General features: G+C 67.0%; 24 protein-coding genes. 9 read left to right on the top strand and 15 right to left on the bottom strand.

Features of this window, described 5'->3' with window-relative positions; all coding sequences use genetic code 11:
* Positions 1–15: 15 nt before the first annotated feature.
* The 3 genes from rplI to rpsF are packed head-to-tail and all read right to left on the bottom strand — an operon-like array spanning position 16 to position 1,287.
* Positions 16–600 (bottom strand): 50S ribosomal protein L9, encoded by a 585-nt coding sequence (gene rplI / locus CVUC_RS14590; RefSeq protein ID WP_096033245.1) that lies wholly within the window; start codon positions 598–600, stop codon positions 16–18.
* Positions 601–613: 13 nt separating this feature from the next.
* Positions 614–892, bottom strand: coding sequence for a 30S ribosomal protein S18 (rpsR, locus tag CVUC_RS14595; RefSeq protein WP_004615089.1), 279 nt, complete (start codon positions 890–892; stop codon positions 614–616).
* Positions 893–906: 14 nt separating this feature from the next.
* Positions 907–1,287 carry a 30S ribosomal protein S6 gene (gene rpsF, locus CVUC_RS14600; protein WP_010919541.1) on the bottom strand — a complete coding sequence of 127 codons (381 nt, stop codon included), beginning with the start codon at positions 1,285–1,287 and terminating at the stop codon, positions 907–909.
* A 268-nt stretch (positions 1,288–1,555) separates the two neighbouring features.
* Here rpsF and CVUC_RS14605 point away from each other — a divergent pair, with 268 nt between their 5' ends.
* Complete coding sequence (locus CVUC_RS14605; protein ID WP_010919542.1) at positions 1,556–2,215, top strand: hypothetical protein; 660 nt, start codon at positions 1,556–1,558, stop codon at positions 2,213–2,215.
* Here the strand turns inward: CVUC_RS14605 and CVUC_RS14610 are convergent.
* The 3 genes from CVUC_RS14610 to CVUC_RS14620 all read right to left on the bottom strand — a co-directional run bounded on the left by CVUC_RS14610 (position 2,190) and on the right by CVUC_RS14620 (position 4,790).
* Positions 2,190–2,999: a sterol desaturase family protein gene (locus tag CVUC_RS14610; RefSeq protein ID WP_096033246.1), complete on the bottom strand. Its 810-nt coding sequence runs from the start codon at positions 2,997–2,999 to the stop codon at positions 2,190–2,192. The genes CVUC_RS14605 and CVUC_RS14610 overlap by 26 nt on opposite strands.
* Positions 3,000–3,072: 73 nt before the next feature.
* Complete coding sequence (locus CVUC_RS14615; protein WP_096033247.1) at positions 3,073–4,185, bottom strand: helix-turn-helix domain-containing protein; 1,113 nt, start codon at positions 4,183–4,185, stop codon at positions 3,073–3,075.
* 71 nt (positions 4,186–4,256) lie between these two features.
* On the bottom strand, positions 4,257–4,790 hold the full coding sequence (locus CVUC_RS14620; RefSeq protein WP_096033248.1) for a peroxiredoxin: 534 nt from the start codon (positions 4,788–4,790) through the stop codon (positions 4,257–4,259).
* A 167-nt stretch (positions 4,791–4,957) separates the two neighbouring features.
* Here CVUC_RS14620 and fabD point away from each other — a divergent pair, with 167 nt between their 5' ends.
* From fabD to gmk, 8 genes are all read left to right on the top strand, one after another.
* Positions 4,958–5,902, top strand: a complete 945-nt coding sequence (gene fabD / locus CVUC_RS14625; RefSeq protein WP_010919546.1) for an ACP S-malonyltransferase — start codon at positions 4,958–4,960, stop codon at positions 5,900–5,902.
* Between the two features lie 18 nt (positions 5,903–5,920).
* Positions 5,921–6,661 carry a 3-oxoacyl-[acyl-carrier-protein] reductase gene (fabG, locus tag CVUC_RS14630; protein ID WP_010919547.1) on the top strand — a complete coding sequence of 247 codons (741 nt, stop codon included), beginning with the start codon at positions 5,921–5,923 and terminating at the stop codon, positions 6,659–6,661.
* A 21-nt stretch (positions 6,662–6,682) separates the two neighbouring features.
* Positions 6,683–7,612, top strand: coding sequence for a class I SAM-dependent methyltransferase (locus CVUC_RS14635; protein ID WP_096033249.1), 930 nt, complete (start codon positions 6,683–6,685; stop codon positions 7,610–7,612).
* Positions 7,613–7,776: 164 nt separating this feature from the next.
* Complete coding sequence (locus tag CVUC_RS14640) at positions 7,777–8,013, top strand: acyl carrier protein (RefSeq protein WP_004615098.1); 237 nt, start codon at positions 7,777–7,779, stop codon at positions 8,011–8,013.
* Between the two features lie 166 nt (positions 8,014–8,179).
* Positions 8,180–9,460, top strand: a complete 1,281-nt coding sequence (gene fabF / locus CVUC_RS14645; RefSeq protein WP_010919549.1) for a beta-ketoacyl-ACP synthase II — start codon at positions 8,180–8,182, stop codon at positions 9,458–9,460.
* On the top strand, positions 9,457–10,557 hold the full coding sequence (mltG, locus tag CVUC_RS14650) for an endolytic transglycosylase MltG (protein ID WP_096033250.1): 1,101 nt from the start codon (positions 9,457–9,459) through the stop codon (positions 10,555–10,557). The genes fabF and mltG overlap by 4 nt, the downstream gene beginning before the upstream one ends.
* A gap of 3 nt (positions 10,558–10,560) precedes the next feature.
* The gene (locus tag CVUC_RS14655) at positions 10,561–11,442 is read left to right on the top strand and encodes a YicC/YloC family endoribonuclease (protein ID WP_010919551.1); all 882 of its coding nucleotides are present in this window, start codon (positions 10,561–10,563) and stop codon (positions 11,440–11,442) included.
* Entirely contained in the window at positions 11,435–12,076 is a 642-nt protein-coding gene (gene gmk / locus CVUC_RS14660) for a guanylate kinase (RefSeq protein ID WP_010919552.1), read from the top strand. Before CVUC_RS14655 ends, gmk begins: the two co-directional genes overlap by 8 nt.
* Before the next feature lie 38 nt (positions 12,077–12,114).
* Here the strand turns inward: gmk and CVUC_RS14665 are convergent, their stop codons facing one another.
* From CVUC_RS14665 to lptF, 9 genes are all read right to left on the bottom strand, one after another.
* Positions 12,115–12,372: a GlsB/YeaQ/YmgE family stress response membrane protein gene (locus CVUC_RS14665; RefSeq protein ID WP_145991840.1), complete on the bottom strand. Its 258-nt coding sequence runs from the start codon at positions 12,370–12,372 to the stop codon at positions 12,115–12,117.
* A gap of 160 nt (positions 12,373–12,532) precedes the next feature.
* Positions 12,533–14,185, bottom strand: coding sequence for a sensor histidine kinase (locus tag CVUC_RS14670; protein WP_096033252.1), 1,653 nt, complete (start codon positions 14,183–14,185; stop codon positions 12,533–12,535).
* A 97-nt stretch (positions 14,186–14,282) separates the two neighbouring features.
* Positions 14,283–14,402: a hypothetical protein gene (locus tag CVUC_RS14675; RefSeq protein ID WP_010919555.1), complete on the bottom strand. Its 120-nt coding sequence runs from the start codon at positions 14,400–14,402 to the stop codon at positions 14,283–14,285.
* 63 nt (positions 14,403–14,465) lie between these two features.
* A complete protein-coding gene (gene rsmA / locus CVUC_RS14680) occupies positions 14,466–15,296 on the bottom strand; it encodes a 16S rRNA (adenine(1518)-N(6)/adenine(1519)-N(6))-dimethyltransferase RsmA (protein ID WP_096033253.1) in 831 nt (276 codons plus the stop codon).
* Between the two features lie 44 nt (positions 15,297–15,340).
* On the bottom strand, positions 15,341–16,342 hold the full coding sequence (pdxA, locus tag CVUC_RS14685) for a 4-hydroxythreonine-4-phosphate dehydrogenase PdxA (protein WP_096033254.1): 1,002 nt from the start codon (positions 16,340–16,342) through the stop codon (positions 15,341–15,343).
* A complete protein-coding gene (locus CVUC_RS14690) occupies positions 16,339–17,688 on the bottom strand; it encodes a peptidylprolyl isomerase (RefSeq protein ID WP_164468124.1) in 1,350 nt (449 codons plus the stop codon). Before CVUC_RS14690 ends, pdxA begins: the two co-directional genes overlap by 4 nt.
* 166 nt (positions 17,689–17,854) lie before the next feature.
* Positions 17,855–20,284 (bottom strand): LPS-assembly protein LptD, encoded by a 2,430-nt coding sequence (locus CVUC_RS14695; protein ID WP_096033256.1) that lies wholly within the window; start codon positions 20,282–20,284, stop codon positions 17,855–17,857.
* The gene (gene lptG, locus CVUC_RS14700) at positions 20,277–21,383 is read right to left on the bottom strand and encodes an LPS export ABC transporter permease LptG (protein ID WP_096033257.1); all 1,107 of its coding nucleotides are present in this window, start codon (positions 21,381–21,383) and stop codon (positions 20,277–20,279) included. The genes CVUC_RS14695 and lptG overlap by 8 nt, the downstream gene beginning before the upstream one ends.
* Positions 21,380–22,519, bottom strand: a complete 1,140-nt coding sequence (gene lptF, locus CVUC_RS14705; RefSeq protein ID WP_010919561.1) for an LPS export ABC transporter permease LptF — start codon at positions 22,517–22,519, stop codon at positions 21,380–21,382. The genes lptG and lptF overlap by 4 nt, the downstream gene beginning before the upstream one ends.
* Between the last annotated feature and the right edge of the window lie 49 nt (positions 22,520–22,568).

The following is a 22,568-nucleotide window of genomic DNA, read 5'->3' on the forward strand; positions in this document are numbered from 1 at the left end:
CGATCCCGGACGGGATTAGGCTTCGTAGTGGTCGCCTTCGAACGAGCCGGCGCCGCCTTCCGCCATGTCTTGGGCGGCTTCGGCTTCGGCCGCGCGATCTTCCTCGAACTGCGAGTTGATCACGTTCTCGCCGCGCGCTTGGCGCTCGGCTTCGTCTTGGCTGCGCGCGATGTTCAGGGTGACCGTGATGGTCACTTCGGCGTGCAGCTTCACCTTCACTTCGTGGACGCCGAGCGTCTTGATCGGCTTGTCCAGGACGACCATCGAACGATCGACCTTGCCGCCTTCCGCCTTGATGGCGTCGGCGACGTCGCGGCCCGCGACCGAACCGTACAGCTGGCCGCTTTCGCCAGCTTGACGGATCAGGATGTATTGCGTGCCGTCCAGCGACTCGCCGTTCTTTTCGGCGGATTCGCGGTTCTTCACGTTGCGGGCTTCGATCTCAGCGCGCTGAGCTTCGAAGGTGGCCAGGTTCGCCTTGGTGGCGCGCAGGGCCTTGCCGCGGGGCAGCAGGTAGTTCCGGGCGAAGCCGTCCTTGACGGTGACTTCGTCGCCGAGGACGCCGGTGCCTTCAACGCGTTCGAGCAGAATGACTTTCATCGTGGCGTCTCCCTTACTTCACGACGTAGGGGAGCAGAGCCAGGAAGCGGGCGCGCTTGATGGCCTTGGCCAGCTCGCGTTGCTTCTTGGCCGACACCGCGGTGATGCGCGACGGAACGATCTTGCCGCGTTCCGAGACGTAACGCTGCAGCAGCTTCACGTCCTTGTAGTCGATCTTCGGCGCGTTGGCGCCCGAGAACGGGCAAACCTTGCGGCGACGGAAGAACGGGCGGCGAGCGCCGCCAGCGGCGGCGGCCGGAGCGCCGGCTTCAGGAGCAGTCGTATCGGTCATGATCTATCTCTCCCTTACGCCTGAGCCTGAGCGCCGAAGTCTTCGCGCGGACGTTCCGGGCGGTCGCCGCGATCGCGACGGGCCAGGACCGGCGAGAGTTCGAGGTCCAGCTCTTCCACGCGGATGGTCATGAAGCGCAGCACATCTTCGTTGATGAGCAGCTGACGCTCCATTTCCTTCACGGCCGGCGCCGGGGCGTCGATCGCGAGCAGGGAATAGTGGCCCTTGCGGTTCTTCTTGATGCGGTAGGTGAGGTTGCGCAGGCCCCAGTACTCGATCTTGGCGATGTGACCGCCATTCTCTTCGATGAGGGCTTTGAGTTGCTCGTTCAGAGCTTCGGCCTGTTGCGGCGAGATGTCCTGCCGCGCGATGACCACGTGTTCGTAGAACGCCATGTTTTCCTTCTTCCGTTGTGGAAAGCGGCGCGGACGACGACGGAAGTCCGTCGACCACGATGGATCCTGCAAGCCGAGCGGGGCGAACCCCGGTCCCGGATGGGTGCGTGCAAGACCGCCTTCCGTGAGAACGCGCGCTCCTACAGGATATGGGGAACAAACGCAAGCCGAGGCGGGGGTTGCCGTCAAAACGGGCGTTCACGCGAACTGTCCTACAAATGGCTCGCAAGGCTTCCAAGCCCAAGGCCAAGTATGCTAGCTGGCGTGCATGGGGATCGGTGCTCGTCTTTGGATCGTGCTCGCGGCGGTTTCGGCCGCCGGTGTCGCGCACGCCGAGATCATCCAGAAGCCGGCCATGTCGGTCTCGGCCAAGGACGGCCGCTTCGCCGGCTATTATGCGGCTCTGCCTCTGGACCTCTCCACCGACAAGGAAAAGGTCGCGCTGACGGTCAAGTCGTCGGGCATGCCCGAGAACCCGACCTACGATCTCGACCTGAACCTCAGTCAGAAGCCCGACGACGAACGGGTGGGGCAGCGCTCGCTGGCCCTGGGCGCCTCGTGGAACGAGAGCGAGGCGCGTCTTCGCTCGTCGATGTCGAAGCTGTTCGGTTTCGGCCTGCTGCCGCGGGCCAACTTCATCCGCCTGTCGATGGACATGAACGCCAGCCAGTCGATCACCGCCCCGGGCGTGGCCCCGGTGGCGCGGGCGAACATCCGCTCGTCCCTGACGCTGGACGGCAAGCCGGTGGGCTCGATCGCCTTTGGTGGGGGCACGATGGGCGACGAGGGCGTTGATCTCAGCCTGACCCGTCCGTTCGACCTGCCGGCCGAGTTTACGGTCAGCCTGCGCGGCGTCAGCAACGAGCGGGAGACCTGGCGGCTCCAGGACGCCCGCGCCATGGTCAAGCTGGTGAAGGCGAACTGGTAGCCGCCAGAGCCTTGTCCTTGCGGGCCGTAACGGCCGCGAAGCGCTGCAGATACTCCGGGTGCTCGGTGCCCATCAGCTTGTCCCACCAGGTGAAATAGAGGCCGTAATTCCATCCCGCCTGCGCGTGGTGCAGGTCATGATGAGTGACCGTCGTGAGCCAGGGGATCAGCGGCCGGCCGTCCTTGCGAGCCGGGAACAGCTCATAGCCGGAATGGCCCAGCGTGTTGCGAACGATCTGGTGCAGCATGAAGAGACCCACCACCGGCCACTGGGTGGGGATCAGGATCATCCACAGCGGTACAAACAGCGCGTTGATGGCGGCCTCGCCCAGGTCGAAGCTATAGGCGGTGAAAGGTGAGGGGTTGTTCGACCGGTGATGACGCCGGTGGAAGGTGCGGAACAGGCGCCGGTCGTGGATCATCCGGTGCGTCCAGTAGAACCAGGCGTCATGGGCGATGATCATCAGGACCAGACTGGTCCAGAACCACACCGGACCCCAGCCCTTGGCGATCAGTGGCCCGGGCAGCCAGCCGGCGCGGAATAGGCCGAAGGTGATCAGTCCGAAGGTCGAGAACACCATCACCGAGCGGATCGAGATCGCGAACTCGGTCAGCAGTTGCCGCCCAGCAGGTCGGGTGTCGCGGATCTTGCGGCCCGCCATGGGCTTGGCGAGCAGCACCCAGAGGACGAACCAGACGCCGATCGAGAACACGGCATAGCGTGTCACGTCGATCTGCATGCCGATCAGCCAGTTGCGGGCGAAGGGGATCAGGTGGTCTAGCATCGGGGGCTCCGGCAATGGGTGGGACGTCGCCAGGGAAGCCCGCGGATCTTGAGCCGTCGCGCCGATGTTGAAATCAGGCCCGCTTGTCGCTTTTCGACGCGCCTTCCCCGGTTTCGACCAGCCGCAGGGGCGCGTAGGCGGGTGTCGCTTCCAGGCGCCAGGCGGTAGGGGTCACGCCCGTCGCGGCGCGGAAGGCCCGGTTGAAAGGACCCAGGGACGCAAAGCCCAGCTCATAGGCGATGGTCGACACCGACTTCAGCGCCTGCTCGGGATCGGCCAGGGCGATCTTGGCCGCCTCGATCCGCCGGCCATTGACGTAGTCGGCGAAGTTGCGGTGCCCCAGCGTGCCGTTGATCAGCTTGCGCAGGCGGTGCTCAGGCGCGCCGACGAGCGCCGCCAGGGCGCCGATCGAAAGGTCCTCGCCGCGCCAGACCTCGTTCTCGTTCATCGCCTTGTCGAGGCGCGCCAGGACCAGGCGGTCGGCGGGGGTGAGGTCGAGGGCTTCGGCGGCCTTCGGGGAGGGTGCTTCGCCGGCGGCCGGTGAGGCCTGGACCAGCACCGGCTCGGCGCGCAGCAGGGCCAGCGCCGAGCCGACTCCCAGCGCGGCCAGCCCGAACGCTTGGGCGAGGCTCGGCAGGACTGGGCCCTGACCGAAGCCGAAATCGCAAAGCGTTTGAACGAACATGTAGCCCGTGGCCGCCGCTGCGATCGGCGCGCGCAGGCGGCGGCGACGCTCGACCAGGTCGATCCGCCAACCGCGCCAGGCCATCAGCAGGATGTGGCCGTGAATCACCACCGAGACCGCCGCGAAGCTCCACCAGACGGCGCCACGAGCGGGGGAGGGCGGCAGGAACGCGCCCGCCGCCCATTGAACGATCACGAAGGCGGGAACGATGAACCGCCACGTCGGGATGTTCGGCTCGTCCTCGAACAAGACGGAACAGAACAGCCAGAACACGGCGGCGGTCCAGGCCGACAGAGCCCAGGTCAGGGCGCTGAAGTGGCGCTGCTCAGTGTAGAAGAAGTGGCTGTCGATCACATGCGAGATCGCGCAAGCCATGAGCAGCACGCCCAGCCAGCGGACGGGCGTCATCTTGCGGCTGGCGGCGAGCGAAACGCCCGTGGCGGCGAAGGCGCCGACGGCGAGGCCGCGAACGGCGAGTTCGATTTGCGCGAGATCGGTCATGGCCGATCATGACCGCAGGCGCGCGCGGGGCTCAACCCGCGCGGCTGGTCGGAATCCAAAAACGCTCGCTACTACTTCTTGGCCTTGTAGGCCTTCACCGCGCCCATCGTCTGTTGGACGTGGCCCATGAAGTTGCCGTCGGTGTGGCTGAGCAGGATCTTGCCGTTGGGGGCGATCACATAAGAGGTGCGGTTGGACCAGTCGGGCTTCACCGCCATGGCCACGTCATAGGCCTTGATCAGCGCCTTGTCGGCGGCGGCGACCGCGAACTTGTCGCGGCAGTGTTCCTTGGAAAAGTCCTTGAGGCGGTCGACATTGCCGGCCGTCATGCCGATCACCGTGGCGCCCAGCTTTTCGAATTCCGGGGTGGCTTCGGCGAACTCGCGCGCCTCGGCGGTGCAGCCGGCGGTGTAGGCGGCCGGGAAGAAGTACAGCACCACCGGCCCTTTCTTCAGCGCCTTGGCCAGGTTGAAGTCAAAGTCCTTGCCGGCCAGGGCGCCCTTGGCGCTGAAGTCCGGGGCCTTGTCGCCGGCCTTGAGGGCGGCCAGGGCGGGGGACGCGAAAGCGAGGGCGACTGCGGCGACACCGGCGAGAACGATCTTCATGGCGCGACTCCGAAGGAAAGATGGTCAGGGTACGTGGGCGCGCGCACTTTGGACGTGGTCGCGGTGATTGCAAGCCTTGGTCGCCACACGGCGTCGCACTTGCTCGTCCGGCGGCTTTACCCTAACCCTCCCGGCCTTGAATCTCTTTAGAAACGGAGCGGGCTTCGATGAGCATCGCCTTCATTTTCCCGGGTCAGGGCAGTCAGTCGGTCGGCATGGGCGCCGATCTCGCCGAAGCGTTCAGCGCGGCGCGCGAAGTCTTCCAGGAGGTTGATGACGCCCTGGGCCAAAAGCTGTTCGCCCTGATGAAGGAAGGTCCCGAAGGCGACCTGACGCTGACCGAGAACGCCCAGCCGGCCTTGATGGCCGTCAGCCTGGCGGTGACGCGGACGCTGGAGAAGGAATTCGGCGTCGGCATCGACAAGGCCGCCTTCGTCGCCGGTCACTCGCTGGGTGAGTACTCGGCCCTGGCCGCCGCCGGCGCCATCAGCCTGTCGGACACTGCGCGCCTCCTGAAGCTGCGTGGCCAGGCCATGCAGCGCGCCGTGCCGGTGGGCGAGGGCGCGATGGCCTCGCTGATCGGGCCCAAGACGGATCTGGCCCTAGCCGAAGCCGCCGCCGCCGCCGGCTCGGAAGTCGGCGTCTGCGTCGTGGCCAATGACAACAACAACGGCAATGTCGTGATTTCGGGCGCCAAGGCCGCCGTCGACAAGGCCATCGAGAAGGCTAAGGAACTGGGCGCACGGGCCATTCCGCTGAACGTCTCGGCGCCCTTCCACTGCCCGCTGATGCAGCCGGCCGCCGACGAGATGGCGACCGCCCTGGCCGCCGCGACCATCGTCGCCCCTCGCGCGCCGCTGGTGGCCAATGTCACCGCCGCGCCGATCCATGATCCGGACGTGATCCGCAAGCTGCTGGTCGAGCAGGTCACCGGCCGCGTCCGCTGGCGCGAAAGCATGACCTGGATGGCGACCGAAGGCGGCGTCACGCGTTTCGCCGAGGCCGGCGCCGGCAAGGTGCTGTCGGGCATGGCCAAGCGCATCGCCCCGGACGCTGAAGCTGTTCCCCTCAACACGCCGGCGGACCTCGAAGCGTTCGCCAAGTCGCTCTAAGCCCAAGGAAGTCCGAGCATGTTTGATCTCACCGGCAAGACCGCGCTCGTCACCGGCGCCACGGGCGGCATCGGCGGGGCCATCGCCCGCGCCCTGCACGCCCAGGGCGCGCATGTCGTGCTCTCGGGCACGCGGGAATCGGCCCTGGCCGAGCTGAAGGCGGAACTGGGCGAGCGCGCCTCGACCGTCGTCGCCAACCTCTCCGACGCCGAACAGGTCGATGGCCTGGTGGCCAAGGCCGAAGAAGCCGCCGGCGCGCCGCTGGATATCGTGATCGCCAACGCCGGCGTCACCCGCGACGGCCTGATCGTGCGTATGAAGGACGAGGACTGGGACACCGTCATCAAGGTGAACCTGGAAGGCTATTTCCGCCTGTCGCGCGCTGCGGCCAAGGGCATGATGAAGCGCCGCGCCGGCCGGATCATCGGCATCACCTCGATCGTCGGCGTCACGGGCAATCCCGGCCAGACCAACTACGCCGCCTCCAAGGCCGGCATGATCGGCTTCTCCAAGGCCCTGGCCCAGGAACTGGCCAGCCGGGGCGTGACCGTCAACTGCGTGGCGCCCGGCTTTATCGCCAGCCCGATGACTGACGCCCTGAACGAACAACAAAAGGCCGGCATCCTGTCGACCATTCCTGCCGGCAAGCTGGGCGAGGGGGCGGATATCGCCGCCGCCTGCGTGTATCTCGCCAGCGACCAGGCCGGTTACGTCACGGGTCAGACCTTGCACGTCAACGGCGGCATGGCGATGATCTAAGGACTTTAAGTTCCAGCCGCTTTGGCGAGGCTTCGAGGAGGTATCGTCATGGTGGCTGGATTGTCCTGGTTGGGACGGCTGGGCGCATCCCAGGCGACCGATCTGGCGCTGGCGGAGACCGCCGCGCGCGAAGCCGCCGCTCGGGCCGAGGCGGACGCCCTGAGGGCTCGCCTCGACAAACTGGAGGCGCAGGCCGCCCTCACCGAGCGCTACTTCACCGAAGCGTTCTGGAGCGCGCTGGATGTGGCCTATGAGCCGATCCTGGCGCAGCGCTCCCTGACCTGCATCGTCTGCGGGCATACGGACGGCCGCAACGGCTTCGAGATTCGCGAGGACCGCTGCTATTTCGGCGGCGGCCGCCTCGAACGCTATGTCTGCCCGGGCTGCGACTGCGTTTTCGGCCCGCAGAAGTACCTGGATCTCGATGAGGCCTTCGTCGGCAAGGACTATCAGGTCCTCTATTCTCGTTATGCCGAGGGCGACACCACGGCGAACGAACTGCGGGCCTTTCGGTCGCTGCAGGCCGAACCGGGCGGCCGGTATCTGGACTGGGGCGCGGGCGGGGGCTGGAATCGCACTCTGGAGACCCTCAAGGGCGAAGGATGGGACATCGTCGCCCATGAGCCCAACGCCGCCGGCGCCATCGCCGAGAGCGGAGCCCAGGTCTGGGATGGGGTCTCTGGCGGGTTCGACGGGATTTTCTCAAACAACGTCATCGAGCATTTTCGGGACCCCGTCGCGCAGTTCCAGGCCTTCCATGCGTTGTTGAAGCCGGGCGGCAAGATGGCGCATGCGTCGCCTTGCTATGACTACTGTTTTGCCTTCACCCGGTTTCATTCCGTTTTTCTGCTCGGCAGATCGCCGAATATTTTGGCGGAACGCACCGGTTTCAGGGTTGTCGACAGCGAGCGAGATGGTGAATACATCAACCACGTGTTTCAACGAGTCTGATCGTCTCAACCGTTGAAGCCGCCCGCCGCCGGAGCGGTTCGCGGGAGACCGGCGCCGCTGGTCACCCGAAAAAGAACGTGATAGGCGGTGGCCCGACGAGCCGTGGTGATCTCTCTGGGAGGGGGACTGCGGCTTCTGAATTTGATCAAGAGGGACTGAACAGAATGTCCGACATTCTCGAGCGCGTGCGTAAGATCGTCATCGAGCACCTGGATGCCGATCCCGAGAAGGTCACCGAGAAGGCTTCCTTCATCGACGACCTGGGCGCCGACAGCCTCGACAACGTTGAGCTGGTGATGGCGTTCGAAGAAGAGTTCGACATCGAAATCCCGGACGACGCCGCCGAGCACATCCAAACGGTCGGCGACGCCGTGAAGTTCATCACGGAAAAGACCGCCTAAGGTCTTCAGGTTCGCATTGTTCGCGAACCGGAGTATTTCCGCCGCGCCGCACGGGCTCTTGCCATCGTGCGCGCGGCGGTTTTCGTTTGAGGCCAAGATTCGCGGAGGCGCGGAGCGGGGGTCTTTCCCACATCCGGCGTCCCGCATCGAAGGTTGGGAGTGAGCCATGCGTAGAGTCGTCGTCACGGGTATCGGCCTGCTGACCCCGCTCGGCCAGGGTGTCGACATCACCTGGAAGAACATCCTCGCCGGCAAGTCCGGCGCGAACCGCATCAGCGCGTTCGACCCCACCGACTATTCGTGCCAGGTCGCCTGCGAGGTGCCGCGCGTCGATGGTCGCGGTGGCGGCGGCCCGGATGTCGAAGGCTCGTTCGATCCTGACCAGACCATGAGCCCGCGCGATCAGAAGCGCGTTGATGACTTCATCCTGTACGGCGTCGCCGCCGCCGATGAGGCCATCAAGGATTCGGGCTGGGTTCCGGAAACCGACGAGGACAAGTGGCGCACGGGCGTCATCCTGGGCTCGGGCATCGGCGGTCTGTCGACCATCGCCGACACGGCGCTGGAGCTTGAGGCCAAGGGCCCGCGACGCGTCAGCCCGTTCTTTATCTCGTCAGCCCTGATCAACCTGATCTCGGGTCAGGTCTCGATCAAGTACGGCTTCAAGGGCCCGAACCACGCGGTCGTGACCGCCTGCGCCACCGGCGCCCATGCGATCGGCGACGCCGCGCGCCTGATCAAGTATGGCGACGCCGACGTGATGGTGGCCGGCGGGGCCGAGGCGGCCGTCTGCAAGGTCGGCATCGCCGGTTTCCAGGCCTGCCGCGCCGTGGCCACCGCGTTCAACGACACGCCCGAGAAGGCCTCGCGCCCGTACGACAAGGACCGCGACGGCTTCGTCATGGGCGAGGGCGCGGGCGTTCTGGTGCTGGAAGAGTACGAACACGCCAAGGCGCGCGGCGCCAAGATCTATGCTGAAGTCGCAGGCTATGGCCTGTCGGGCGACGCCTACCACATCACCGCCCCGTCGGAAGACGGCGAGGGTGGCGCGCGGGCCCTGGCCGCCGCCGTGCGTGACGCGGGCCTGAAGCCCTCGGACATCAACTATGTCAACGCCCACGGCACCTCGACCATGGCCGACGGCATCGAGGCCAAGGCGGTCGAGCGGTTCCTCGGCGATCACGCCAAGAACGTCGTCATGTCCTCGACCAAGTCGATGACGGGCCACCTTCTCGGCGCGGCCGGCGCGATCGAGGCGGCGTTCTCGATCCTGGCCATCCGTGACCAGATCGCCCCGCCGACCATCAATCTCGACAATCCCGATGTCGAGGTCGCGATGAATCTCGCCCCGCACAAGGCCGTGCCGATGAAGATCGATGTGGCCGTGTCCAACAGCTTCGGCTTCGGCGGCACCAACGCTTCGGTCGTGTTCAAGAAGGTCTCGTGAGCAAGAAACCGCCGCCCCGCGCCCGTGCTCCCAAGGGAGCGGGCTCCCGCCGTGAGACGGCCACCGCCGGCCGTCGCATGATGAGGGCCCTGCTCGGGGCCGCCGCCACGCTGGTCGTGGTCGGCATGGTCGCCCTGTTGGGCGCGGCCTGGGTCTATAACGGACCTGGCCCCGCGGCGAAGGGGGGCGACAAGACCACCGTTGTCCTGCGCAAGGGCGCCAGCCTGCCCGAGATCGCCTCCAGCCTGGAGCGGGGCGGCGTGATCCGTTCCTCGTCGATCTTCATGACCGCCGCCAAGGTTACCGGCGCGGCGCGGACGCTGAAGGCCGGCGAGTACGAGTTCAACAGCCGCGCTTCGATGGCCCAGGTGCTGGACGCCGTCCGCCGCGGCCGGATTGTCCGTCACTGGATCACCATCCCCGAGGGCCTGACCTCGGACATGGTCATGGACATCCTCAACAAGTCTGCGGTGCTGACGGGGAACGCCGCCACGCCGCCTGAAGGCGCGATCCTGCCCGAGACCTACGAAGTGCAACGCGGCGAGGACCGCGCGGCCGTCCTGCAGCGCATGATGGACGATCGCGATGCGGTGCTGAACGCCCTGTGGGCCGATCGTGCGTCGAACCTGCCCTTTTCGACCAAGGAAGAGGCCGTCATCCTGGCCTCGATCGTGGAAAAGGAGACGGGCCTGGCCGAGGAGCGTCCGCGCGTCGCCGCCGTGTTCGTCAACCGTTTGCGGACAGGTATGCGCCTGGGCTCCGACCCGACCATCATCTACGGCATCTCGCGGGGACGCCCGCTGGGGCGCGGCATCTTCCTGTCGGAACTGCGCCGCCTGACGCCCTACAACACCTATCTGATCGACGGCCTGCCGCCGACGCCGATCGCCAATCCGGGTCGTGCGGCCCTGGCGGCGGTGATGAACCCGCCCAAGAGCGAAGATCTGTACTTCGTCGCCGACGGCACCGGCGGGCACGTGTTCGCCCGGACGCTGGAAGAGCACAACGCCAACGTCGTCAAGTGGCGTCAGATCGAGCGTGAACGCGCGGGCAAGGCGCCGGCCAAGCCGGCCGCTGCGCCGCTGGCCGGGGGCTGAGGCATGCCACTGTCGGGCATGACAGGGTTCGCGCGTGTTGAAGGCGCGCACGGCGCCTGGTCGTGGGCGGTGGAGGCCCGCAGCGTCAATGGCCGCAACCTTGAGACCCGCTTTCGCGGTCCGCCGGGCTTCGAAGGCCTGGAGCGCGCCGCGCGTGACGGGGCCCAAGCGCGGTTCCAGCGCGGCCAACTGACCGTCAACGTCCAGGCCAAGCGGGCGGAGGTCTCGGGCGAGACCCGGGTGAATGTCCAGGTCCTGGAGCGCTACCTCACCGCCGGCGGCCCCTATGTGGCCACCGGCATGATCGCCAAGCCGAGCCTGGATGGCCTGTTGGCGCTCAAGGGCGTGATCGAGGCGCGCGAGGACGAAGACGACGCCGAGACGCGCGCTGCGGTCGAAGCCGCCATGGCCGCTTCAATCGCGCAGGCCCTGGACGGCCTGAAGACGGCGCGCCTGGAAGAGGGGGCGGCGCTGGATCCGATCCTGAGCGGCCTGGTCGCCCGGATCGAGCAACTGACCGCCCAGGCCGAGACCGAAGCCGCCGGCCAGCCAGCGGTGATCAAGGAGCGCTTCGCCCGACGCATGACCGAACTGGTCGGCGAGGCCGCCAGCGAGGATCGCATCGTTCAGGAAGCCGCCGCCCAGGCGGTGAAGGCCGATGTGCGCGAAGAACTGGACCGTCTGGCCAGCCATGTGGTGGCCGCGCGCGGTCTGCTGTCGGGCGAGGGCGCATCGGGTCGGCGGCTCGACTTCCTCTCCCAGGAATTCATGCGCGAATCCAACACTCTCTGCTCGAAATCGGCCCTGACCAGCCTGACCGCGATCGGTCTGGAGCTGAAGGCCGTCATCGAGCAGTTCCGCGAGCAGGTTCAGAACGTTGAATAAGTCCCATCATCCCCATCGTGGTCTGCTGCTGATGGTCGTCGCGCCTTCGGGCGTCGGCAAGACGTCGCTGACCCGCCGCCTCGTCTCCGACCACGGCGATCTGCACCTGTCGATCAGCGCCACCACGCGCGATCCGCGCCCTGGCGAGCATGACGGCCGCGACTATCACTTCGTCTCGCGCGACAAGTTCCAGGGCATGCTGGCCGAGGATGCGTTCCTGGAATGGGCCGAGGTCTACGGAAACTTCTATGGCAGCCCCAAGGCGCCGATCATGGATGCGCTGAGCCGCGGCGAAAGCGTGCTGTTCGACATCGACTTTCAAGGCGCGATGAAGGTGCACAAGCAGGCCGGTGCCGACAGCGTGCTGGTCTATATCCTGCCGCCGTCGCTGGCCGAGATGAGCCGTCGCCTGCATACGCGCAGCCAGGACAGCGAAGAGGTCATCCACCGCCGTCTGTCGCGGGCCAAGGACGAGGTCGCGGCCTGGGAGCAGTTTGACTACGTCATCCTCAATGACGATTTCGACCGGGCCTATGCTGATCTGGCCCACATCTACCACGCCGAACGGCTGAAGCGGGCGCGCAACCCGTGGATCGGCGATCTGGTCAGCGATCTTCTGAAGGAAGAGATCTAGGGCGGGCGACGAGCCACCGCCCGCCGCCGCGACCTTGCCTAAAGCGCGCGTCGGCCGAAGACCAGGTGATACAGCGCCAGGATCACCACGGCGCCGATCGTGGCGACCAGCAGGCTGTAGAGATTGAAGCCCGAGACGCCGGCGTTGCCGAACTGTGTGAACAACCAGCCGCCGACAAACGCGCCGACGACGCCAAGGGCGATATCCAGCAGCACGCCGCCACCGTTGCGGTTGACGAGCTTGCTGGCGATGAAACCGGCGATCAGGCCCATAAGCAGCCAGGCGAGAATAGACATGGTGGGGACTCCGTGAGCGGTCGCCCTGCGCGACCCTTGCCCAATCAAGAGCCCAACGGCGCCATCAGTTCCCGCTGCGCAGACGGTCCTGAGCCCAGGTGATCCGTTTCCCGGCCGATGCGCCAGGCCGACATGCGAGCGTGGAGACGATCGATCTTGGTCAGGATGCGGCGCGCGGCGGCGTCTGCAGCCTGAAGACGCAGGTCAGACCTTCGGGCGCGTAGTCGAACTCCGAGGCGCCGGAGAGATCGCCTCTCAGGCTGGATGTGATCAGTCGCGAGCCAAAGCCGCGTCGAGACGGTGGCTTGACCGGCGGGCCGCCCCGCTCGCGCCACATCAGGCGCAGACGGGTGCGGCTTTCCATGGTCCAGGAGACCTGGATCCGGCCCGCCTCGGTGGACAGCGCGCCATACTTGGAGGCGTTCGTGGCCAGTTCATGCAGGATCATGGCCAAGGCCACGGCGGCGTTCGGGGCCAGCGGCGTTGCGGGTCCTTCGATGCTCACCTGGGTGGCATAGGGCTGCAGCGCTTCGGCGACCAGTTCGCCAAGGTCCGCGCCTTCCCAGCTGCGGCGCGTGAGCAGATCGTGCGCGCCGGCCAGGGCCAGCAGCCGCTCGTTGAACTGGGCCAGACCAAGCTCGCCGCCTCCCTTGAGGCTGTGCCGGGCCAAGGATTGAACCACTACGAGGGTGTTCTTCACCCGATGGTTCAGCTCATTGATCATCAACTGCTGACGCTCGGCGGCCGTGCGGGCCTCTTCTTCGCGGTGACGCAGGATCTCCGCCGCGGCGCGAAGCGAACCGCGGACCTCGGCGATCTCTTGCAGGGCTGAGGGCGCCGGCGCCAGGGGCGCGCCGGCCGCCAAGGCCTCGGCCTCGGCGACGAGACCGCGCACATCCCGCGAGATGGGACGCGCAAACGCCAGGGCGGCCATGACTCCCAGGGCGATCATCAGCGCCGACCCCAACAGGGCAGGGCCAAGTGAGCCAAGGATGGTCCGGTTCAGCTCATCGTGCGGCACGCCCACAATGAAGGTCCAGCCATAGGTGGGGGAGCGGCTGAAAGCCGACAGGGTCTGGACGCCGTCGAGCGTATGGGTGTCGACCACGCCGTCCTGCGCCAGGGCCATGGCCCTTTGCATGTCGAGGCTGGCATGGCGACCCAGCATCTTCTCCTGGTCGCGTGACCTCGCCAGGAGGGCGGCGTTTCGATCGACGATGCTGGCGGTCCAGGTCTCGGGCAGGCCCTGGCCGGTCATCAGGGCATGAAACACCGCCGGGTGCTGCATGTAGGCCAGCACGAAGATCTGTCCATCCACCAGCACCGGCATGTTGACGCCGATGATGGGCCCCGCATTGGGGCGCGGGATCAGATTGCTGACGTTGGACTTGCCCGTAGTCATCTCGCGCCAGCTCTGTTCGCTGGGGGGCGCATTGGGGGGCGGCGCGCCGGGCGGCATGCGAGTGTTGATCCACTGCCGGTCCTTGTCCATCAGCACGATCCAGCCGTCGCGGCCGTCGACAGCTTCGCGCGCCTGCTTCTCGAAGGTGGCCAGATCGCCCTGCGACAAGGCGGGGGACACGGCCAAGCCCTGCAGCACGCTCTGGCCCTGACCGATCTGGCGGTCCGTGGCCAGGGACAAGGCGCGGGTGGTGGTCACCAGCTGGGCGGCGAAGCGCCGTTGCCCCTCGGTGTACTGCACGGCCACGAGAGCGGCCATCAGCAGGATGGCGGGGGCGGCGAGGGTCAGCGCCATGAACAACAGACGCCGCGTGACCGTCGAAGGCGCCCTTGTCGCGCTGTTGGTGGTCACATCCGCCCCGCTCAAAAAACCGCGCGAAGCTGGAGGGCGGAGGGCGCGGCGTCAATAGGCCACAACCGTCGCCGCCCGCTCGGCTGACGCTTCGGGTTTATCCCGCCGTCGTGACAGGCGCCCGCGCCGTGATCGGAGCGGCGCGATGACCGTCCACCAACACCGACAGCGCGGCCAGCGACAGCAGGGTGCAGATCAGGATCAGGCGGATGGCCACGGCGCTCTCCTCGGCTTACGGGACCATCAAGCGGCGCCGTGGATGAACCGAAGCTGAAAGGCGCTACTGATCCCCGCCGCCCAGCGTCGCCCTTGCCAGGTCTAGGAAGCCCGCAAGGTCGATCACCTCGGCCCGGGCGTCCGGGCTGACGCCGGCGCGCTCGCAAAGATCGGCCCCGCCCAGCGCCTTGAGGCTGGATCGCAGCATCTTGCGCCGTTGGCCGAACGCTGCGGCGGTCACACGCTCGAGCGCCGCGACCACCTCGGCGGGCGGCGGTTCAGCCTTGGGGACGAGGCGGACGACGGCCGAGGCCACCTTGGGCGGTGGCGTGAAGGCCTTGGCCGGCAGGTCCATCACGGTCCTGGCCTCGCAGAGAGTCTGGGCGATCACGGCCAGGCGTCCGTAGGCGTCGTCGCCCGGTTGCGCGACGATCCGGTCGGCGACTTCCTTCTGGAACATCAGGGTCATCGACAGCGGTCGGAACGGGCCCGTCAGCCAGTTGATCAGCAGCTGGGTGCCGACGTTGTAGGGCAGGTTGGAGACCACGTGCGCCGGCCCGCCGGCAGCCTGGGCGGCGTCGACCTTGAGGGCGTCGCCTTCCACGAGCTCAAGACGTTCCTCGGCCACTTCGGCCACTTCGGCCAGCAGCGGCAGGAAGCGGCTGTCCTTCTCGATCGCCACCACACGCGCGCCGGTTTCGAGCAAGGCGCGGGTCAGGCCTCCGGGACCAGGGCCGACCTCGACGACGGTGTCGCCCTCGCCAACCTGGGCCAGGCGCGCGATCTTGCGGGTGACGTTCAGGTCCAGCAGGAAGTGCTGGCCAAAGCTCTTGCGCGCCATCAGGTCGTGGCGTTCCAGGGCCTCGCGCAGGGGCGGCAGATCGGCCAGGCTCATCTTGTGTCTCTCCACCTGTCTATCCGACGGATAGGCAGGCCGTTCTAAATGCCGCGACGGGCGGCGATCTTGGCCGCCAGCTGGATGGCGGCGATCAGGCTATCGGGCCGTGCGATCCCGCGTCCGGCGATGTCGAAGCCGGTGCCGTGGTCAGGCGAGGTCCGCACGATGGGCAGGCCCAGGGTGATGTTCACGCCGCCCCAGAAGTCCAGCATCTTCACCGGGATCAGCGCCTGGTCGTGGTACATGCACAGCACCCCGTCGTAGCGCGCCCGGGCCTCGGGATGGAACAGGGTGTCGGCGGGCGCAGGGCCGGACGCCTGGACGCCCAGCGCGCGAAGCGCTTCGACCGCCGGCGCGATGATGTCGATTTCCTCGCGTCCCAGGGCGCCGCCTTCGCCGGCGTGCGGGTTCAGCGCCGCCACGGCCAGACGCGGCTCGGCGATGCCGAAGTCCTTGCGCAGGGCCTGGGCGGTCACAAGTCCGCTGTTGATGATCGCCTCGGTCGTCAGCGCCGACGGCGCCTTGGCCAGCGCGGTGTGGATGGTCACGAGCGTGGCGCGCAGGTCACCCGCCGCCAGCATCATCACCGGGCCCCTTGCGCCCACCATGCTGGCCGCCGCCGTCAGTTCGGCCAGGAACTCGGTGTGGCCGGGGAACTGGAAACCGGCCTCGTAAAGCGGGGCCTTGGCGATCGGCGCGGTGACCAGGCCGCTGACGGCGCCCGACAAAGCCAGCCCGACCCCTGTCTCGATCCAGCGGATGATCTGGGGCGCGTGGCTCGGGGAAGGGCGGCCGTAGACAACCGGCGAAAGCACGGGAATGTCGAGCACGGGGAGTGCGTCAGGGAAAACCTGGGCGGCTTCCTGCGGCCGGGTGACGGCGCGCACCTTCACGCCGCCGCCGGCCGAGGCCAGAAGCTGTGCGTCGCCGATCACGACGAAGGTGGGGCCGTCCTGCCGTAGCGCACGCCAAGCCTTAGCGATGATCTCCGCGCCGACGCCGGCCGGATCGCCGGCGCTGATGGCGAGGGGGCGCGACGTCACCGGGTTTCGATGGTCGCCTGGTTGCGCAGGTCGCGAAGATAGCGCTTGGCGATCAGGGCCAGTTGCTGGCCGCGCAGGCGGTTTTCGATCTGGTCGTGCGTCGGCGCGTTGGCGCCGCCCTGGCGCTTGCCGCATACCGCGATCAGATGCAGGCCCGCGTCGGTGCGGATCGGGTCGGAGATCTGCCCGATTTCGAGCTTGTTGGCCGCCTCCTGGAAGGCGGGGGCGAGGTCGGTGATCTCCGCTTCGCCCAGGTCGCCGGCGACCAGGCCGTCGACCTTGGCCGCCGTCGCTTCAAGGCTCTGGCAGCTGGTGATCTTGGGCTTCAGGTCGACAAGTTGCTTGGTGGCGGCGGCGATCTGGGCTTCGGTGGCGTCAGCGGCCAGCGGCGCGGCGACCTGTTTCAGGTCGACGATCGCGGTCTTCGAGCCCGCACGCTTGTCGCGCAGGTAGATGATGTAGACGCCGTCCTTGACCTGGATCGGGCGCGACAGCTGACCCGGACGCAGCTGTTCCAGCGCGGCGTCGACCTCGGTCGGCATCTCGCCCTGGCTGACCCAGCCGACCTCGCCGCCGTTGGCGGCGGTGGCCGAGCCCGAGAACTGACGGGCGACGGCCGCGAACGGCGCACCCTGCTGCATCTGGTTGATCAGTTGCGTCGCGCCATTAACGGCGACCTCCATGCCGCCCACGCGGGCGGCGTCGAGGAAGACCTCGCTGATCTGGTACTGCGGCTTGGCCGCCGCATCCGCCAGCCGGCGTTGATAGGCCTTGATCTGGTCCTCGCCGATGCGCAGGCGCGACCCATAGCGCCCCTGGATCCAGGACTGCCAGCTGGACTCGGCGCGCAGCTGGGCGCGCCAGGTATCGAGGCCGATTCCCTGCGCCACCAGCTGCTGCTTCAGCTGTTCGGGTTGCAGGCGGTTGGACTGGGCGATGTCGCCGATCTGCTCTTCGACTTCCTTGTCGGTCGAGATGATCGTGATCTTCTGCTGCTTCTCGACCCGCTTGAGCTCCTGCATCTGCAGGCGCTCGTCGATCAGCGAGCGCAGGGCTTCCTGTTCGATCTGCGGCAGGTTCTCCTGGGTGGGCTGCATGCCGGAGGTCGCCATCAGCAGGCGCATGCGCTGCATCAGGTCGTAGCTGGAGATGATGTCGTCATTGACGACCGCCGCCACGCTTTCCGACAGCGGTTGTGGCGCGGCCGGCGCCGACGGCGCTTGGGCCACGCCCTCAGGGGCCGCCTGCTGCATGGCCATGGCGGGCGCGCCGAGGCTCGCCACGGTCAAGGCGAGAATGGACGCGGCGCCGGCCGCGAAAGTCGTCACGCTACGCGCAGACCGCATGGATAGTGTCGTTCCTCTAGGCCCTGCCGCTCCTTTCGGAGCGCGGTCGATTATTACAGTCTCGGTGGCGGCGGTCGTCCGACCGACGTGTCCTTGCGGCCGTCGCCCCCGATAGTCACGCTTGGCAAGCCTGCGGGTCCGCCCGCACGCCCCCAAGCGCGGTCACTTAGTTGCTGCTGTACCCTGTATCACCCAATGTGGCGAGCGTTAGGCGGAACACGATCGTACGATCAGGTTGCAGCCGCAAACCGCTGGCCGTCGAGGCGTAGCGGTCTTCCTGCTGGTAGATGACGTCGATGCGAACGCAGTCGTCCTGGTAGGCGACACCGAGGTCGCGACGACGCCAGACGTCCTGGACCATGTCGCGCTGCCCGAACGCGGTCACGGAGAAGCGCTTGGTCAGCTTCAGCTCACCGCGCGCTTCGAAGTTTTCCTGGCGGTTGCCGTTAGCGTCCAGCTCGTCCTTCAGATAGCGAACCGAGCCGCTGCCGCGCGTGGTGAAGGCGTCGACGCCGGTTTCGATCCGATGGATGTCCTGAGTCTTGGAGTCTAGGCGCGTACGGACAAAGGCGTTGATCCCCCGAACCGGCGTGACGGTGGCCGCAACGATCCAGTCGGAAGACTTCATCTGCAGGCCCGTGCGCGTGGGCAGCAGCGGATCGAACTCCGATCGGAAGCTGCGCCCCACCAGGATGCTGCCGCCACGGCCGTCGGGGCGCGCGAAGGTGGCGCGGCCGCCGACGTTCAGGCGCTGACCGCCTTCGTAGAGGTCAAAGCCCGGCGACTTGTTGGCTTGGAACAGGTTGGTTTCGTCGAACTCGATGGTCGCGCTGTCCTCGTTGTAGAGGTAGCGCTTGGTCCCGTCGCGGGCCACGACCACAGGCACGCGCGAGCTGTCCGAGCCGAGCGCGACCTGGGCCAGCGGCTCCAGCACCACGCTGCCGCCTTTGGTCAGCGGCTTGTAGAACGGAAGGCTGAAATCCACGCCGCCGACGCCGAGCGCGCGGGTGTAGGTCTCCTGGGTGTCATCGCCCAGCGCGCTGGCGGCGGGGGTGACGAAGGTCTTGATCGAATAGGCGTCACCGCGCGCCTGGACGAACGGAGAGACCTTCAGGCCAGGTCCGATGATGTTGCTGGCGCGCCAGTCGGCCTTGACGCTGGCCCGGCTGGAGTCGACGCCGTTCTGACCCTTGTAAGCGCCCAGGAAGTAGGGCGCCTCGCCGAACTGCGACTCAGAGCGGTTCAGCATCACGCCGGAGCCCTGCAGGCGCAGTCGACCGCCCAGGACCGGCTTCTCCGGCTCCCAGCGCGCTTCCACCAGTGGGCCGATCAGCGGGAACGTGCCGCTGTTCTCGAACGCATTGGCGGTGCCGGCCGAGGTCACGCCCACGACGCGCAGCCCCTGTACCGAAACCGCCGACACCGAGAACCACGACCGCTGCGCCTGACGGGTCGCATAGAGTTGCGAGACCAGGCGGTGATCGTCGCTCGTGAACAGCCCGCGCTGTTGATAGACGTCGTTGATCTTGTACTTGTCGAACAGCAGCGCGTCCGAGACGCGCTCGGCCGAGAAGCCCCACTTCCAGTGCTGGTTGATGTCGAACTTGCCGTTGGCCAGGACGTAGCTTCGGAAGGTTTCCTCGCCGAAGCGGTCGCCCCGGATGTCGAATTCCTTGTCGTAGGTGAAGCCGCCGCGCGCCTCGAGCGTCCCGGAGTAGAAGCGCTTGCGGTAGGTCACGTTCAGGAACGGATTGACCTGGCTGTTGATCTGCGGCGCCAGGATCACGTCCGATGACGGCGAGATCACGTGGTAGTAGGGCTGGTTGTACGAAACGCCGCGACCTCTCGAGAAGTCGAGCTTGGGCGCCAGGAAGCCCGAGCTGCGCTTGGCCTGCGGGTCCGGATGCCAGAACAGCGGCAGGTAGAGCACCGGCGCGCCCCACATGCGGATGACGGCGTTCTTGTAGTAGATGAGCTGCTTGGGCTTATCCTGGACGATCTTGTCGGCCGAGACCGACCAGGTCGGGGTCGGCTTTTCGGCACAGACCTCGCAGGGCGTATAGATCGCCTTGTTCAGTTCCTGGATGTTCTCGTTGCGACGCACGGCGCTGGCGGCCGCGACCTTCATGTTCTGCTCGAGTCGGGCGGCGAAGTTACGGGCGAAGCCCGCCTTCATATCCCTGTCGAGCTCCAGGTGATCGGCGAATTCGGCCGTGCCGTCGGGATTGATCAGCTGGACATTGCCGTCCGCCGTGATCGCGCCGGTCTTGCTGTCATAGATCACCTTGTCCGCGCGCAGGGTGCGGCCCTGATAGCGCGCCTCGACCGCGCCCTCGGCGGTCATGATCTGGTTCTTGTCGTCCCGGATCAGAAGGTCCGATTCCAGATAGTAGCCGTCGTCGCCCAGGCCGTCGGGCGGCGCGGTCTTGATCACCGGCGTCTGCGGGATCGTCGCGAGGTTCTGCTGGGCGTGGGCCGCGCTGGCGCAGGCCAGCGTCAGCCACGCCGCGCCGCTCATCAGCAGCGCGCGGCCGGCGGATGGGACGCTGGAGCGCGTTTCAGTCATGAACGACCCTGGAAACAATGACTCACCCATCTTCCGTATAGCAAAGCAAAGTGAAGCCCACCAAAAGCGCGACGGTCGGCGGGGTCCAGGCAGCGACGAACGGGGCCAGAACGTCGGCCCGTCCCAGTGTGCTGCACAGCTCGTTGAAGAAAAAGAACCCAAACCCCAGGGCGACGCCCGACCCGGCCAGCATGGCCAGCCCGCCCAGGCGCATCAGGCGCAGCGAGAAGGCCGCCGCCAGGACCGACATGGCCGCAAAGAGCAGGGGCGTGGCCAGATCCTGCTGCAGGCGCAGCTTGAAGGGCGCGGCCGAGAAGCCGGCGTCGGCTGTCCGCTGGATCGTGGCCGGCAGGCGCCACAGCGCCACCGCTTGCGGCGTGTTGAACCGCTCCGAGGCTGTGCGATCGTCCAGGTTCGAGGGGATGGAGAGGCTGTCCGAGCGAATGGCGCCGGCGCCGGGCGTGGCTTCCCGCACGCCGCTCAGCCGCCAGAAGCCAGGCTCCAGGCGCGCCTCGTTGGCCTCGATGCGACGGGTGAAGTCCATCACCCCCTTGGCGTTCAGCGTGTAGACGAACAGCGACACCCCGCGCAGGCGCACCGAGCCGTCGACGAGCTCGCGGGCCCGGGCGCGGATCACGATCTGGGTCTTGTCGTCGCCTTGGCGCAGCCATGTCCCCTTGGGCGCTTCCTTCAGATAGCCGTTCATCGTGCGGTCGCGTTCGGTCTCGAACTTGGCCGTCATCGCCGTAGTCAGCGGATTGAGCAGGGTGATCGTCAGGAGGCCGATCACGAATGACGAGGCGGCCGCCGGCATGATGAAGCGCCAGGCCGAGATCCCAGCCGCGCGCATGGCGATCAGCTCGCTACGGCGGTTCAGCTCGACGAACGCCCACATGGTTCCGAACAGAAAGATGAAGGGCGCCAGGACCAGAATGGTCGCCGGGGCCTGAAGGATGGTCAGGTAGAGCAGCCGCAGGAAGCTGGCGTCGGCGCGTGTACCGACATTGCGCGCGATGTCGACGAACGCGATCAGCATCACCATCGCGCTCAGCACCGCCAGGGCGCCGACCAGCGCGCCCATGGTGCGCTTGAGCACATAGCGTTCCAGCATGCCCATGGTCAGCATCATGCGGCTCCCGAAAACGCGGGCGCCGGGGTGGCGGGCTTGGTCTTGCGACGCGGCGAGACCCTCTGCCGGAAAATCTGCGACATCGCCCAGGCCGTGGCGGCCAGCGGCACGATGTACTGCAGCACGTTCAGCCAGGGATCATCCTCGCACGCCGCCTGGACGCCGAAGCCGACGATGCGGACGATCGCGGCGGCCGCGCCGACCGCGGCGATGCGCTTGCCATAGCCCATGCGGCTGAACGAGCCGCCCAGCACGGCGGCCAGCGCCATGCTCATCAAGGCGATGTTGTAGAGCGGGCCGGCGAAGCGCGAGTGCCCTTCGGCCAGCAGCTTGTCCTTGTTGCGCTGTTCCCATTCCTGGGTCAGGTCCGGGAAGAACAGCTCGTGCGGATAACGGTCGGCGATCTTGTAGTGCAGCAGCTCGTCGCTGTGGAACAGGCTGGACAGATCGAAGGTGTACTCGTCGAAGGACGTGTACTGCAGCACGCCGTCACGCGAGAACTGCTGGTTGGACCCGTGGCGCATGATCAGCACCGGCTCGCCCTTGCGGGTGGCGATCTCGGCTTCTCGCGACGAATAGGTCGAAGCCGCGCCGTTGGGCAGCTCCTGGTGGATGAACAGGTTCTGGATCTTGTTATCGCGGTCGATCGACTGGGCGTAGACGGTCAGACCCGGGCCAGGCTCGGTGAACTGGCCCGGCTGGACCAGGGTTGCGGCGACGTCGGTCTTGATCTGGAAGGCGGTCTCGCGGATCTGGCGGGCGCTCCAGGGCTGCAGCCACAGACCCGAGATCAGCGAGATCAGAGCGGCGATGACCGCCAGGCGCATGGCCGGCGAGATGACCCGCCAGCGACTCATGCCCCCCGCGAAACAGACCACGATCTCCTGCTCCGTGTGCAGCCGATTCAAGGCCACCAGGGCGGCGACGAACAGGGCCAGCGGCATCATGATGCCCAGCAGCTGGGGCAGGGCCAGGAGGATGATCTTCAGGAACACCAGCGCGCTCTGGCGCTGCTCCACCAGCACATCGAACTCCGACAGGCTGCGGGCCAGCAGGGCAAGCGCCACCAGCGCCGCGGTCGCCAGAAGCGTCGGGCCTAGCAACTGCCGGAAGAGATAGCGTTCGATGAGGCGCATGAAGACGGGGATCGGGGCGGATGGATTCGTGGGACGAACCCCGAAGATG

The sequence above is a fragment of the Caulobacter vibrioides genome (assembly GCF_002858865.1).
GTDB lineage: Bacteria > Pseudomonadota > Alphaproteobacteria > Caulobacterales > Caulobacteraceae > Caulobacter > Caulobacter vibrioides.

Coding starts and splice junctions, on each gene's coding strand:
- rplI (WP_096033245.1), bottom strand. CDS start 600: ATGAAAGTCATTCTGCTCGAACGCGTTGAAGGCACCGGCGTCCTCGGC.
- rpsR (WP_004615089.1), bottom strand. CDS start 892: ATGACCGATACGACTGCTCCTGAAGCCGGCGCTCCGGCCGCCGCCGCT.
- rpsF (WP_010919541.1), bottom strand. CDS start 1,287: ATGGCGTTCTACGAACACGTGGTCATCGCGCGGCAGGACATCTCGCCG.
- CVUC_RS14605 (WP_010919542.1), top strand. CDS start 1,556: ATGGGGATCGGTGCTCGTCTTTGGATCGTGCTCGCGGCGGTTTCGGCC.
- CVUC_RS14610 (WP_096033246.1), bottom strand. CDS start 2,999: ATGCTAGACCACCTGATCCCCTTCGCCCGCAACTGGCTGATCGGCATG.
- CVUC_RS14615 (WP_096033247.1), bottom strand. CDS start 4,185: ATGACCGATCTCGCGCAAATCGAACTCGCCGTTCGCGGCCTCGCCGTC.
- CVUC_RS14620 (WP_096033248.1), bottom strand. CDS start 4,790: ATGAAGATCGTTCTCGCCGGTGTCGCCGCAGTCGCCCTCGCTTTCGCG.
- fabD (WP_010919546.1), top strand. CDS start 4,958: ATGAGCATCGCCTTCATTTTCCCGGGTCAGGGCAGTCAGTCGGTCGGC.
- fabG (WP_010919547.1), top strand. CDS start 5,921: ATGTTTGATCTCACCGGCAAGACCGCGCTCGTCACCGGCGCCACGGGC.
- CVUC_RS14640 (WP_004615098.1), top strand. CDS start 7,777: ATGTCCGACATTCTCGAGCGCGTGCGTAAGATCGTCATCGAGCACCTG.
- fabF (WP_010919549.1), top strand. CDS start 8,180: ATGCGTAGAGTCGTCGTCACGGGTATCGGCCTGCTGACCCCGCTCGGC.
- CVUC_RS14655 (WP_010919551.1), top strand. CDS start 10,561: ATGCCACTGTCGGGCATGACAGGGTTCGCGCGTGTTGAAGGCGCGCAC.
- CVUC_RS14665 (WP_145991840.1), bottom strand. CDS start 12,372: ATGTCTATTCTCGCCTGGCTGCTTATGGGCCTGATCGCCGGTTTCATC.
- rsmA (WP_096033253.1), bottom strand. CDS start 15,296: ATGAGCCTGGCCGATCTGCCGCCCCTGCGCGAGGCCCTGGAACGCCAC.
- CVUC_RS14690 (WP_164468124.1), bottom strand. CDS start 17,688: ATGCGGTCTGCGCGTAGCGTGACGACTTTCGCGGCCGGCGCCGCGTCC.
- CVUC_RS14695 (WP_096033256.1), bottom strand. CDS start 20,284: ATGGGTGAGTCATTGTTTCCAGGGTCGTTCATGACTGAAACGCGCTCC.
- lptG (WP_096033257.1), bottom strand. CDS start 21,383: ATGATGCTGACCATGGGCATGCTGGAACGCTATGTGCTCAAGCGCACC.
- lptF (WP_010919561.1), bottom strand. CDS start 22,519: ATGCGCCTCATCGAACGCTATCTCTTCCGGCAGTTGCTAGGCCCGACG.